Below are 12056 nucleotides of genomic sequence, written 5' to 3' on the forward strand. Positions count from 1 at the left end.
TGAATAGAGCAGGCATGGAAGAGTCAACAGAACAGAGGGCCGGTGTATCTTCCGGGATGGAAGGCCTTTCCGAATTCTGGCGCAGGAACACATCGACGCTTGAATCCGTGGAACTTGCCTGCCTGTTGAAGGCGCTGCGCAAGGTGACCGGTCATCTCGGGCCGAACGCCGGGACCGTCGAATACCCGGGCATGTCCCGCGGGGCAGTCCCCTCGATCATCATAGACCCGGGCCTTGTGGTGGGACGATACCCCGTACCGCCGGAACGGGTCGACGAACTGGTGGGACTGGTGACCCACGAAGCGCTTCATCGTATTGAATGGAGCGAGTATCTCTGGAAGCGCCTGGAACCGGATTTTCAGAGCATGGGCCCGGTGCCACTCGTGATATTTCAAAAGATCATTCATACCGGTGAAGACATCTATGTCGATATGACAGCTGACAGAACGGTTTTCGGCCTTTACACGGCGAAGGTACGGCGCATCGTGTTCGATTCCCTGAGGGAGAAGGCGAAACCGGTCCCGCCGTCCATCGACCGGCTCATGTATCTCTGGTGGACCGCCTCCTGGGAGAGGGATGAAGGGTCGCCCGGGGACGATGTCTACCGGGAACCGCTCAGCGCATTGTTGTCTCTTTCCCGGTGTTTGATGGAAGTGATGAACGAAAGCACCGGACCGGTCGCGCGGTGTGAACGACGCGCGGCACTGTATCGTGAAACCTGGAATGACCTGGGTGAGTCCCTCTTTTCGTGGATGGTGCTCGATAAAAGACTTCAATGGTACCCCGTTGCCGTGGCGGAAAGAGTACACTGCGGCACCGTTCCGCCCGGGAGGGAGCATAAGGAACTTCCCCCGGTGCTTCTTCGCAGAATAGAAACGGAATTGGCGGTCACGTCGTCGGATATCACGCCGCTCATCCGTTCCGTTACGGGATACGACGACGATGATGTGGTCCCCACCTCCCGGTGGGATTATCATATCCCCGCCTATCCCGTCGTGGACCGGCATCTTGTGGGACGTCTCAGGGAAATATTCCGGCGGTACGCGAAACGCCGGCGTACCGTGAGCCGCGGTCTTGCAAGCGGTGTTATCGATGCCCGCCGTCTTTATCGGGCGGCCACGACAGGAGCCTGCTTCAAGATGGCCGGCACCGTACCGAGCCTTGACTGGAACGTGACCTTTCTCATGGATGCGAGCGGTTCAATGAGAGGGAGTACCTGGCGCATCGTAGAGAACACCGTTGCCACCATTCACCGGGCGCTTCTGGGACATCAGAGCCGACTCCAGGCCTATGCCTACTTTGAAAGGGACGGTGTGTGCATGATTTCCCGGCTTATCAAGGGGAGGCGGCTCTTTTCCGTGCCGCCCGGAGGACAGACCGCATCGGGACAGGCGATCATCGCGGCGGCCCTTTTTATGTCCTCCGAACACACCCGCCGGCTCCTCGTGCACGTCACCGACGGAGAATCGAATTTCGGTGTCCCCGTGCAGTGCGGGATCGAGTTCTGCGCGCGGGAAGGCATTCACCTGATCACGCTGGGATGCGGGTGCCGGGACCGGAAAGCGATGGTTGATCAATATGGCAGATCGATCCAGTTTTTTGATCATTTCGACCAGCTTCCCCAGGCGATCGAAAAACTCCTGAGACGGTCCTTCCTGTACGGGTTGTTGCCCTGATGACAGGGGTGCGTTTCATGAAGCGGAGACAGCCATGAATGAAGAACATATTCTTGTAACGGATCAGAAGGAGCATATCGGGACCATCGTATTCAACCGGCCCGGACGGAGGAACGCCCTCTCGCCGGAATTGCTTGCGAAGGTACATCTGACCCTGCGGGAGTGGGCGGCGGAAGATAATGTCCGGGCCGTGGTCATCACCGGAGGTGCCGGGAACATCTTTTCATCAGGTTACGACATCGCCGCGATCCCGACGGACCTGACACCTGAGATCGCGCAGATACTGAAGAACAGCAACCCCCTGGAACTTGCCCTGAACGGCGTGAGGAATTACCCCTATCCCACCATAGCCATGATCGGGGGCGACGTGTTCGGCGCGGGTCTCAACCTGGCGATGTGCTGCGACATCCGTATCGGTGTCGATACCATGCGGGCGGGTATGCCGCCGTCAAGGCTCGGACTTGTCTATCATCCCGAAGGAATACGGCAGTTCGTCGAGGTCCTGGGAATGGCGCGGGCCCGGGAGGTCTTTTTTGCCGCCCGGAACTACCGGGGGCAGGATGCACTGGCCATGGGCCTTGTCGATCATATTGTTCCCGCGGCACAGCTTGAATCCGTCACCTATGAACTCGCCCGTGACATCGCCTCTCGGGCGCCGCTCTCCCTGAAAGGCATGAAGAGAATATTCAACATGTTCGGTGATACGGTCGTTCTGAGTGATGAACAGGTTGCCGAAGCGGAGCGGCTCATCATGGAAGCCTTTAACAGCGATGATCTGAAAGAAGGACAGGCGGCTTTTTTTGAGAAACGGAAGCCGAAATTCACGGGACGATGAGTGGCTGAAAACAACGAAAAAGGACCGGACCGGTGAGCGCCCGCTCCCGGCGGGTGAACCCGGTGAAATGAACCACCGGTCATGGAGGGAGGAAGATCATGTCTGTACAATGGGGCATCGGATACATTCCCTACAAACGGTTTCTGCTGTCTCCTGACAGTACGGCGATCATGTATGAGGACGAAGCGGTCACCTACCGGCAATTGAACGAGGGCATCAATCGTTGTGCCCACCTCATGCAGAAGCGGAGTATCAAGAAAGGTGAACGGGTCGCGGTCCTGCTCCTTAATTGCGTCGAATTCCTTGAGATCTATTTCGCGTCGGCGAAACTCGGTGCCATATTTGTTCCTCTGAACTGGCGGCTGGCGGGTCCTGAACTGGAATATCAGCTCAACAACTGCAGCGCCCGGATGCTTGTTTTTCACGATTCGTTCCTGGGAAGTGTGGACCTGATCCGGACCCGCCTGAAGGTCGAGGAGGACAAGTTCCTCTACCTGAGAAGTGGAAGTCCTGAACTTCCCGGCCTTGAACTGCCCCGGTGTCCCGATTGGGCCGGTGACTACCGGGAACTGGTCAGCGACCAGTCCGCGGAGGAACCGTCCCCCGACCAGCCGGTCACCATGGATGACCCGCTCGCGATTCTCTATACCTCGGGGGTGACCGGTGCTCCGAAAGGAGCCGTGCTCTCCCATCAGCAGACCTTTTTCAAGAATTTCCAGATCGGTCTCTTCATCGATGGTCATCCCACCGATGTGATCATCGCGCAGATGCCCCTCTTTCATTCCGGGGGCCTCTTTATCGTTACCACGCCCGCTCTGAGCATGGGAATGACGATCGTCATGCGCAGGGGGTTCGATCCAAATGAATTCGCCGAGGATATCCAGCGATACCGGGGCACCATCGTCTTTGCCCTGACCACCATGTGGCGCATGATCCTTGAAACGGGAAAACTGGACGAGATCGACTCGAGCAGCGTACGATGCGTTGTGGGCGGCGGCGAGCGCACACCCTTCAGCCTCTTCGAGGACCTTGCCGCGCGGGGTCTTTACATGCAGCAGGGATTCGGTCAGACGGAAAACTCGGCCATGATGGTGGTCCCGCGGGAAGACATACAGCGGAAACTCGGGTCGATCGGGAAGCCGGGATTTTTCACCGATATCTGGATCGCCGGTTCCAATGGGAGGCGGCTGCCGCCGGGTGAGATCGGAGAGATCGTGGCCCGCGGCCCCACCGTAATGAGCGGGTACTGGAACATGCCCGATGAGACGGCGCAGGTGATGGAAAACGGTGTCCTTCACACGGGCGATCTGGGATACATGGACGAAGAGGGATTTTATTACATTGTCGATCGGGCGAAGGATATGTACAGGAGCGGCGGCGAGAATGTTTATCCCGCCGAGGTCGAGAAGATACTCGCCCTCCACCCGAAGATCTCAATGGTGGCTATTATCGGGGTCTCCGATGACAAGTGGGGTGAAACGGGAATGGCCTTCATCGTTCCCGTTCGGGGTGAAAACCTGACGGAGGAAGAAGTTCTTGGTTTTCTCGACGGCAAGGTGGCCCGTTACAAGTACCCCACCAGGATCAGGTTCATGGATGAACTGCCGCTGACGGCGACCATGAAGGTGAAAAAGGGGGAATTGAAGAAACGGTATGCATGAGGCCTGCGCAAAGCGCGGCAAAGAGGTCCGGTCATGGATGACAGATATCGTGAAAGCCTGGAACGGGTAAGAAATATAAAAGCCGCGGCCCGGCAGGGCGGTGGTGATGAAAAGATCACCCGGCTCCATGAAAAGGGAAAAATGTCGGCCCGGGAACGGGTGGCATATCTCCTGGACGAGGAAAGTTTTGTGGAACACAACCTCGTGATCGGCCATCTGGAAGGTATTCCCGCAGACGGCCTTGTCGCGGGACACGGGACCATCGCGGGCAGGACGGTCTGTGTGTATGCGCAGGACACGACGGTCAGGGGCGGTTCCATCGGCCCCATGCACGGGTTCAAGATGTACCGGACCATTGAGTGGGCGCTCGACATGGGAGTTCCCTGCATCGGTATCCTCGATTCTCCGGGCGCCCGCGTACCGGACATGGATTCCCGCAGTGTTTTCGGCGAGGCCATGGAAAAACACGGTGGTGCCGTTTTCTATCCCAACACCCAGGCCTCGGGGTTGATTCCGCAGATTTCCGCCGTCATGGGGAGTTGCGCGGGAATATCCGTGTATTCACCGGCCCTGACGGACTTCATTTACATGGTGGACGGGCAGAGCCACATGTTTGTCACCGGTCCCGCCATCGTCGGTGTCGTGACGGGGGAAACCGTCACCAAGGATGAACTGGGCGGGGCCGAAATGCACTGCAGAAAATCGGGACTGGCGGACGGCAGGTTTCCCGGTGAACGGGAACTTCTGGATGCCGTCAAGGAACTACTGACCTACCTGCCGCAGAATGCCGATGAAAGCCCGGCAACTATTGATGCCGGTGATGACCCGGAACGATCGACGGAAGAACTGATCGACATCGTTCCTTCCTCGTCTTCGCGGGCATATGATGTACGCAAGGCCGTTTCCTGCATTGTCGACGGCGGTCGTTTTTTCGAGATCAAGGCCGAGTTCGCCCCGGAGGTAGTGGTGGGGTTTGCGCGGCTTGGCGGCATGGCGGTCGGGATCGTCGCCAACCAGCCGCGGGTGCTCGCGGGGTGCCTGACCGTGGACAGTTCGGACAAACAGACCCGGTTCATGCGGTTCTGTGACTGTTTCAATATCCCCCTGATCATGCTCGTCGATACTTCGGCCTATCTGCCGGGAAAGGACCAGGAACAGAAAGGCCTGATACGGCATGGCGCCAAGGTCCTCTACGCGCTCTGCGAATCGACGGTGCCCCGGATCGGACTCGTGATGCGCAAGGCTTACGGGGGTGGTAATCTGGGAATGGGCGTCATACCGGGCCAGACGGGAACCGACATGCTCTATTACTGGCCGACGGCCGAACTGGGTGTCATGGGGGCTCAGGCTTCGGTCGAGCTCTATTTCGGTGATGCCATTGCAAAGGCTGAAAATCCCGAGGAAATGCGGGAACAGCTCCTCTCGGCATACCGGGAACGGTACGCCAACCCGTTGCGGGAAGCCTCGGCGAATCCTTTCATCAATGATGTCATAGAACCCCGCGACACACGGCGGGCCCTTATCAGGTCCCTGCGATTCCTGTCGACGAAACGCCGACCGCCGCGGTACCCGAAGCGTCACGGGAACATGCCCGTGTGACCATCAGGTCCCCCATCACCTTTTCCAGAGGAAACAATCTTCCAGTTGGGGGCTGAAAAGAGGTACAAATCTGTAACCTTTCCCCGATTCATACGTTATAATGGCAACATGGACCGCTCCGGTGAATTTTACAGAGAGTACAGGGACAGGATCTTTTCCTATATCATGCGATTGACGGGAGATCACTATCTGTCCGGTGATATCATGCAGGAGAGTTTTACCCGGTATTACGCGCGATACGGGAAAGGAGAGAAGAATCCGAAGATCCTGTACAGGATCGCCAGGAACGTCCTTATCGATCACCTGAGAAAGAGGAAGATGGAAGAAGAGGTCGGGGATGATACTCCCGATCGTTCGGAAGACGCCGAAAGGCGGTACGTCGTGAAGGAAGAATATCAAAACGTGCTGAAAGCCATACAGAAACTGAACAAGGATGATCAAAACATTCTCGCCCTGGTACTGGACGGTGAGTTTTCATACCGCGATATTTCCGATATGACCGGTTTCAGCGAGACGAACGTCAAGGTTCGGGTTCACCGGGCGCGGGTGACGCTGAAAAAATTGATGATGGAAGGTGATGCATGAAGGATTATCTGATCAGCATGTTCATCGATGATGAAATGGATATTGACGAAAAAATGGAATTCGTCCGGCTGATCCACGAAGAAAGGCCGTTCAAGGATGAGACCGTCGGGCTTCTCTCACAGGAAAAGCTGCTGCGCTCGGACCTGATCGAGAATGCCCCCGCCTTTGTTCATAAAGGAAGCAAACGATTCCTCCTTCCCCGCTGGCGGAAGTTCTTCCTCCCGGCCGGTGTGCTTGGATCGGCCCTTGCCGCCGCTCTCCTGGTGGTGGTCCTTTTTTCGGTTTTCACGCCCCTTTCCGTGACGGAAAGGCCGCCGGTGGTTTCCCATCGCTTCGTCATCTATGAACCCGACGCAAATACTGTAGAGATCGCCGGCAGTTTCACGGACTGGAAAACACTTCCGCTCAAGCAGGTGGCGGAGAGCGGTTACTGGGAGATCACCCTTGACGTATCCGGGGGGGAGCATCGGTTTGTCTACATTCTTGACGGTGAACGGGAGTATGCCGACCCGACGGTCCTGGCACGGGAACGGGACGACTTCGGCGGCGAGAACTCTATCCTGCGCGTGGGGGTATAATGCTGAGCATGAAAATGAGCTGTTTCTTCATTCTTATTCCGGTGCTTCTCAGTGCTGGATGTTCCGTGCACTCCTATAAACTCACCGGTGACACGGTGCATCTCTATCTCAGGAAGGACACGGCTCGGGAAGTATATTTCGCGTCTTCACTGGATGGGTTTGTGCTCCATGAGGCACGAAAACGACCGGGCGGTGACTGGGAGATCGTTCTGCCCGGGGGAAATGTGGAATTCCGGTATTTCTATGTCGTGGATGGGGAGGTCTATGTGCCGGCGTGCCGGTTCAGGGAACGGGATGATCTCGGATCGGAAAACTGTCTCTATGTGCCGGGCATGTAACCGATCGTCGCGATGATCGTTACACTAGTAAACATGATTGAAAGGAATCGAGATATGAAAAAAATATGCGTTCTGGTGACACTGCTCTTCTTCTGCGCGGCACCGGCCTTTGGCGATGTGGTTCAGGACGGTCTTTCAGATCAGGCATCGGAGAGGATCATGAACGGCACCAGGGCCCTGATCGCTGCCGGGATGGATGAAGATGCAGCAGTACATCTGACACAGGCAATGATCGGAAGTCACATGAGCGAGGAACTGACATTGCGAGCCCAGGGGGTTTTGAAAGACGCGGCCTCGGAGGGATTGCCCCTGGAGCCGATCATGAACAAGGCGTATGAAGGCATGGCCAAGAAGGTTCATGCCGACAGGGTGGTCCGTGCGATGGAGGCGGTGCGTTCGCGGTACGCGTATGCCTATGAGAAGGTGGGGTTGCTTGTGCAGGAACGGTCACACCTGCGGTCGGCAGGCGATATTCTTGCCGACGGCCTTGCCGCCGGACTCGGTCCTGAAGATGCCCAGCGGCTCGTGACTCGACTGCGTGACATGAAACGGGACCGGACACAAGAGGAGGTTGAAGCATTGGCGGAGGAGACCTTCAGGACGACACGGGATATGGCCCGTGCCGGTGTCTCTTCGTCCCTTGCAACGGAGACGCTCATGCAGGCGCTGCAGCATCGTTTCGGTGTGAGGGAAATGGCCATGCTGAGAGCGTCCTTTATGAGAGGGATCGAACGATCGGAACCCAACCGGCTGGCGCAGAACTATGCTGCGAGGATCGGACGGGGAGAACAGGCCGGAAGTCTTGATTCATCCGGTTCCGGCTCCGGAAAGGGAACCGAATCTTCCGGCGGTTCGGGCAGCGGCGCATCCGGCGGTACGGGAGGTGGCAGCGGGTCCGGTAATAGCGGGTCTGACGGTGGAAATTCCGGAGGTCATGGAAATGGCGGTTCCGGGAAGGGCAGTGGAAGGAACTGAAAAATGCCGGTTCGGGTCGGAGTTCGCTACGGTGTGTACAGCACGACAAGACAGCGGGTCGGCTCGTCCGAGATGCTTTTCAGCTTGTGAGGTGTTTCGGAATTGAAGTGGATCGACTCGTGGGGTTTCAATTTGTGCGGCCGGCCTCCCAGGATCAGTTCGAGCTCGCCTTCCATCACGTAGATGAATTCTTCCCCTTCATGCTTGTACGCCACCGGTTTGTGAACCTGCCTCGGGTCGATGGTGACCATGAAGGAGCGGAGATGTTCATTTACGGCGCCCGGAGTGAGCGTCTGATATGAGTAGTTCTGGGTCCGTTTCGTGAATTGCTGTGCCCGCTGTTCCTTGATGACCGTTTTCTCGCTCTCATGAAGGAATGTGCTCGGGTCGATCTTCAACGCCCGGGAGAGACGGAGAAGAAAGGCGACGGACGGTGAGATCTCGTCCTTTTCGAACTGCTCGATGGATTCCGGCGACTGCCCGGTCGCCTGGGCGAGGGATTCTCTCGTCCATCCCTGCGATTCCCGAAGCTTCAGCAGCTTCTCACCGAAGCCCGAAAGCGGTCTTTCTCCCTCCTGGGTGACTTCCTGGAGGGTGTCCGCCAGCGTACGCATCAGGACCTGTTTCACCTTTGCCGTCAGCACCGGCAGAAAGGTCGCCGCGTCGGCGACGATGCCCACGTCGGCCACCTGAAAGATCGGCGCGTTGGGGTCGCGGTTGACGGCCATTATCGTCCCCGATTCCATGATGCCCGCCGTGTACTGGACGGCTCCCGAGGTGCCCGCCGACAGGAGAAGCCGCGGCCGGATGCGCTTGCCCGTCTGTCCGATGAGCCGGTCTTCCGTCACCCAGTGCTGGAGGATCGGCGGGCGCGTTGCGCCCACGTCGCCGCCCAAGGCGGCCGCAAGCTCCCGTACCATGCTGAATCCGTCGGCTGAACCGAGGCCCGCCCCCCCGACGACAACGACCTGAGCGTCCTCCAGGCGTTTCCGGTCCTTTGCCTCGTACGCACGTGAAAGCAGTTTGACTCCCCGCGGGGTTGCTAGATCCCTTACGGCGATCCGTTCTACCGTCCCCGGAACACCTTGTGTTTCAACGGGTTGAATACCCTGGGGTTGCACGGTGGCGAAGCCGGTATCCTGAAATTCCCCGGCATAGGTTATCTCGGCAAGGATCTCACCGCCCCAGGATGGACAGGCGGCAATGAAATCTCCGTCCTTGTACGTAAGGTCGATGCAGTCGGCGATCAGCCCGGTGGCACGAAGCCGGGCGATCCGGGCTGCCAGTTCCCGTCCGAAATCAGTAAGGGCGAAGAGGAACAGCAGGGGGGACGCCGATGCAACGGCATTGGACATGACGGGGGCATACAGGTCTGCCCGGGGATCTTCCAGCTTGGAATGGTCAAAGAGGTAAACCCTGTCCGCTCCATGGGAAAGGCAGTTCCGGGATGCCTCATCGACGGACAGGCAACCGAGCGCGTCTCCGGCGGCACGCTTTCCGGAATCCCCCGCAATGACCGCCGCCGTCTTTGCCGACGCCGTCCGGGCAAGCCTGCGGGCCTTGGCCATGACCTGGAGGCTCAGGTTGAAGTGCCGTTCGTTTCTCCTGTCGATGAACACCCAGATTTCCCGGTCTTTTCTTCTTCCCATCATGGCTTACCCGACCAATCCGGATTCCCCTATCAACTTGACCACCCGGTCGGCCTGTTCTTCCGTTGTTCCCTCGATGAATTCACACCGTCGCTCCCGTGAGACCCGTTTCATGGAAAGCACTTTCGTGGGAGAGCCAACGCTTCCCACCGAGGCGGAGGTGATCGGGATGTCATCGAGGGTCAGGATCTCAATACCTCTTTCGGAATATGCATCATCGATTCCCCTGAGGGGGATGTCCCGGGGTCGTACCGATGAAGGATCGATCGTGAGCACCGCCGGAAGCGCAACTTCATAGATCTCCCTGAATTCATCCATTTTCCGTTCAACCCGCAGGGTCTTCTTTCTTACCGCAAGGGAGCAGGCGCCGGTGACCAGCGGCAGGTTCAATGATACGGCCGTTTGGGGGCCGACCTGTCCCGTGTCGCTGTCAGCCGTTCTGGTGCCGAAGACGACCAGATCAAAGGGAGCCAGGGCCGTTATCGCCCCGGCGAGGGCCGTTGATGTGGCGAGCGTATCGGAATCGGCAAGACGCCGGTCGTTCAGAAGGACGCCCCGGTGAACGCCCATGGCCATGGCCTCGTAAAGCACGAAGGCACAGGATCCCGGTCCCATGGAAAGGGCCGTCACGGTGCCCTTGCGTTCCCCGGCGATCGTCAGCGCCGTCTCGAGTGCCACCCGGTCAAAGGGATTCATCTCTGCCGTGTCCGCCGTCCGGACGATCCCGTTGTCGGGTGCCTTCGTCAACACCGGCTTTATACAGGCGATAATGTGAAATCCCATGCAGTGTTCCTTCCTGCCGCCGGACCCGTCCGTTACTCGTATTCGCTCAGGACGGACCGCGCGATGACGATCTGATGAATTTCCGATGTTCCCTCGTAGATCCGGGTGACCCGTGCATCCCGGTAATATCGCTCCACGGCATAGGACTTCGAATAGCCGTAGCCGCCGTGGATCTGAACGGCCCTGTCCGTAACGGTGCTCGATATTTCCGAAGCATAGAGCTTTGCCATTGCCGAGGCCTGTGAAAAGGATTTCCCCTGGTCCCTCAGCAGCGCCGCCCGGTACACCATGAGCCGCGCCGCCTCGACCTGCGTCGCCATGTCCGCGAGCATCGCCTGTATGAACTGATGCTTTCCGATGGCGACCCCGAACTGCCGCCGCTGGGTGGCGTATCGCGATGATTCTTCGAGGGCCGCCTGTGCGATACCCACCGCCTGCGCGGCGATACCCACCCTGCCGGTGTCGAGGGCGACCATGCCGATGGTAAGCCCCATTCCCTCCGCTCCGAGCAGGTTGTTCATGGGTACTTTGCAGTCATAAAGGCGGATCGAGCTGACGGGGTTCGCGCGGACCCCGCAGAGGTCCTCCACATCACCGACGACGAAACCGGGAACACCCCGTTCGGCCACAACAACGCTGATCCCCCGTCGCCCCGCCGCCGGATCGGTCCGGGCGAAGATCAGGCAGATGTCGGCCACGCCGCCGTTGGTCACGAACACCTTGTTTGCGTTGATAACATATTGCGTGCCCTGCCGCAGGGCCGTCGACTCGATGCCCGCCGCGTCGGAACCGGCGTTCGGTTCCGTCAGGCAGAAGGCGCCGATCTTTTCGCCCCGGGCAAGAGGCGGTATCCACCGCTTCTTCTGTTCCTCCGTGCCGAATTGAAGGATGGGGTAGACGGCCACGCTGTTGTGGACGGTGACACAGAGACCGAGCGCTCCGCAGACACGCGATATTTCCTCGATGGTCACGGCGTAACTGAGGGAATCGAGACCCGCGCCGCCCAGGTCTTTCGGTACCTGTATGCCGAAGTACCCGAGCTTGCCCATCATTTCCACGACTTCCCAGGGGAACCGGGCTTCCTGGTCGATCTGGGCCGCGATGGGTCCAAGCTCCCTCTCGCAGAAGGACCGCACCGAACGGCGGAGGACCTGCTGTTTTTCCGTGAGAAAGGTGTTCATCCTTTCGGGCTTCCCTCTCCTTTATGGACAGAGCGGCACCCCCGGTGCCGCTGGATTTCACTGGTAAGGCGGGACGCTATCAGAATTTGTAAGGGGAGTCAATAATTTGGTGAGAGACGTTTTAAAATTGACAGGCCTTCAGTCTTCAATTATATTTCGCCGTCACCATTATTTATGGAAGACCCGTGTGTGAGCG

The 12056-nt window shown here is 58.3% G+C and carries 11 protein-coding genes; 8 read left to right on the forward strand and 3 right to left on the reverse strand.

All coding sequences use genetic code 11. The annotated features are described in order from the left end of the window. Positions 1-14: 14 nt before the first annotated feature. The 8 genes from JXO48_06840 (at position 15) to JXO48_06875 (ending at position 8247) form a co-directional block, all read left to right on the forward strand. Positions 15-1676, forward strand: a complete 1662-nt coding sequence (locus tag JXO48_06840; GenBank protein ID MBN2283589.1) for a VWA domain-containing protein — start codon at positions 15-17, stop codon at positions 1674-1676. Positions 1677-1710: 34 nt separating this feature from the next. Continuing rightward, positions 1711-2511, forward strand: a complete 801-nt coding sequence (locus JXO48_06845; GenBank protein MBN2283590.1) for an enoyl-CoA hydratase/isomerase family protein — start codon at positions 1711-1713, stop codon at positions 2509-2511. A 98-nt stretch (positions 2512-2609) separates the two neighbouring features. Then, on the forward strand, positions 2610-4172 hold the full coding sequence (locus tag JXO48_06850) for an AMP-binding protein (GenBank protein MBN2283591.1): 1563 nt from the start codon (positions 2610-2612) through the stop codon (positions 4170-4172). 33 nt (positions 4173-4205) lie between these two features. Then, positions 4206-5771: an acyl-CoA carboxylase subunit beta gene (locus JXO48_06855; protein MBN2283592.1), complete on the forward strand. Its 1566-nt coding sequence runs from the start codon at positions 4206-4208 to the stop codon at positions 5769-5771. Between the two features lie 108 nt (positions 5772-5879). Beyond that, positions 5880-6356: a sigma-70 family RNA polymerase sigma factor gene (locus JXO48_06860; GenBank protein ID MBN2283593.1), complete on the forward strand. Its 477-nt coding sequence runs from the start codon at positions 5880-5882 to the stop codon at positions 6354-6356. Continuing rightward, positions 6353-6934 carry a glycogen-binding domain-containing protein gene (locus tag JXO48_06865; GenBank protein MBN2283594.1) on the forward strand — a complete coding sequence of 194 codons (582 nt, stop codon included), beginning with the start codon at positions 6353-6355 and terminating at the stop codon, positions 6932-6934. The genes JXO48_06860 and JXO48_06865 overlap by 4 nt, the downstream gene beginning before the upstream one ends. Continuing rightward, entirely contained in the window at positions 6934-7272 is a 339-nt protein-coding gene (locus tag JXO48_06870; GenBank protein MBN2283595.1) for a hypothetical protein, read from the forward strand. The genes JXO48_06865 and JXO48_06870 overlap by 1 nt, the downstream gene beginning before the upstream one ends. A 54-nt stretch (positions 7273-7326) precedes the next feature. Continuing rightward, the gene (locus tag JXO48_06875; protein ID MBN2283596.1) at positions 7327-8247 is read left to right on the forward strand and encodes a hypothetical protein; all 921 of its coding nucleotides are present in this window, start codon (positions 7327-7329) and stop codon (positions 8245-8247) included. Between the two features lie 26 nt (positions 8248-8273). On the opposite strand, the gene JXO48_06880 is transcribed toward JXO48_06875, so the two are convergent. The 3 genes from JXO48_06880 to JXO48_06890 are packed head-to-tail and all read right to left on the reverse strand — an operon-like array spanning position 8274 to position 11860. Next, positions 8274-9896 (reverse strand): FAD-binding protein, encoded by a 1623-nt coding sequence (locus tag JXO48_06880; GenBank protein ID MBN2283597.1) that lies wholly within the window; start codon positions 9894-9896, stop codon positions 8274-8276. A gap of 6 nt (positions 9897-9902) precedes the next feature. Next, a complete protein-coding gene (locus tag JXO48_06885) occupies positions 9903-10679 on the reverse strand; it encodes an electron transfer flavoprotein subunit beta/FixA family protein (protein MBN2283598.1) in 777 nt (258 codons plus the stop codon). A gap of 32 nt (positions 10680-10711) precedes the next feature. Further along, on the reverse strand, positions 10712-11860 hold the full coding sequence (locus JXO48_06890) for an acyl-CoA dehydrogenase family protein (protein MBN2283599.1): 1149 nt from the start codon (positions 11858-11860) through the stop codon (positions 10712-10714). Positions 11861-12056 lie beyond the last annotated feature (196 nt).

Source organism: Deltaproteobacteria bacterium, from assembly GCA_016933965.1.
GTDB lineage: Bacteria > Desulfobacterota > Syntrophia > Syntrophales > UBA2210 > JAFGTS01.

What these genes read in the sequence shown, in the direction of transcription:
- JXO48_06855 (MBN2283592.1), top strand. Translation starts at nt 4,206, where the DNA reads ATGGATGACAGATATCGTGAAAGCCTGGAACGGGTAAGAAATATAAAA.
- JXO48_06890 (MBN2283599.1), bottom strand. Translation starts at nt 11,860, where the DNA reads ATGAACACCTTTCTCACGGAAAAACAGCAGGTCCTCCGCCGTTCGGTG.
- JXO48_06845 (MBN2283590.1), top strand. Translation starts at nt 1,711, where the DNA reads ATGAATGAAGAACATATTCTTGTAACGGATCAGAAGGAGCATATCGGG.
- JXO48_06885 (MBN2283598.1), bottom strand. Translation starts at nt 10,679, where the DNA reads ATGGGATTTCACATTATCGCCTGTATAAAGCCGGTGTTGACGAAGGCA.
- JXO48_06860 (MBN2283593.1), top strand. Translation starts at nt 5,880, where the DNA reads ATGGACCGCTCCGGTGAATTTTACAGAGAGTACAGGGACAGGATCTTT.
- JXO48_06865 (MBN2283594.1), top strand. Translation starts at nt 6,353, where the DNA reads ATGAAGGATTATCTGATCAGCATGTTCATCGATGATGAAATGGATATT.
- JXO48_06880 (MBN2283597.1), bottom strand. Translation starts at nt 9,896, where the DNA reads ATGGGAAGAAGAAAAGACCGGGAAATCTGGGTGTTCATCGACAGGAGA.
- JXO48_06850 (MBN2283591.1), top strand. Translation starts at nt 2,610, where the DNA reads ATGTCTGTACAATGGGGCATCGGATACATTCCCTACAAACGGTTTCTG.
- JXO48_06840 (MBN2283589.1), top strand. Translation starts at nt 15, where the DNA reads ATGGAAGAGTCAACAGAACAGAGGGCCGGTGTATCTTCCGGGATGGAA.
- JXO48_06870 (MBN2283595.1), top strand. Translation starts at nt 6,934, where the DNA reads ATGCTGAGCATGAAAATGAGCTGTTTCTTCATTCTTATTCCGGTGCTT.
- JXO48_06875 (MBN2283596.1), top strand. Translation starts at nt 7,327, where the DNA reads ATGAAAAAAATATGCGTTCTGGTGACACTGCTCTTCTTCTGCGCGGCA.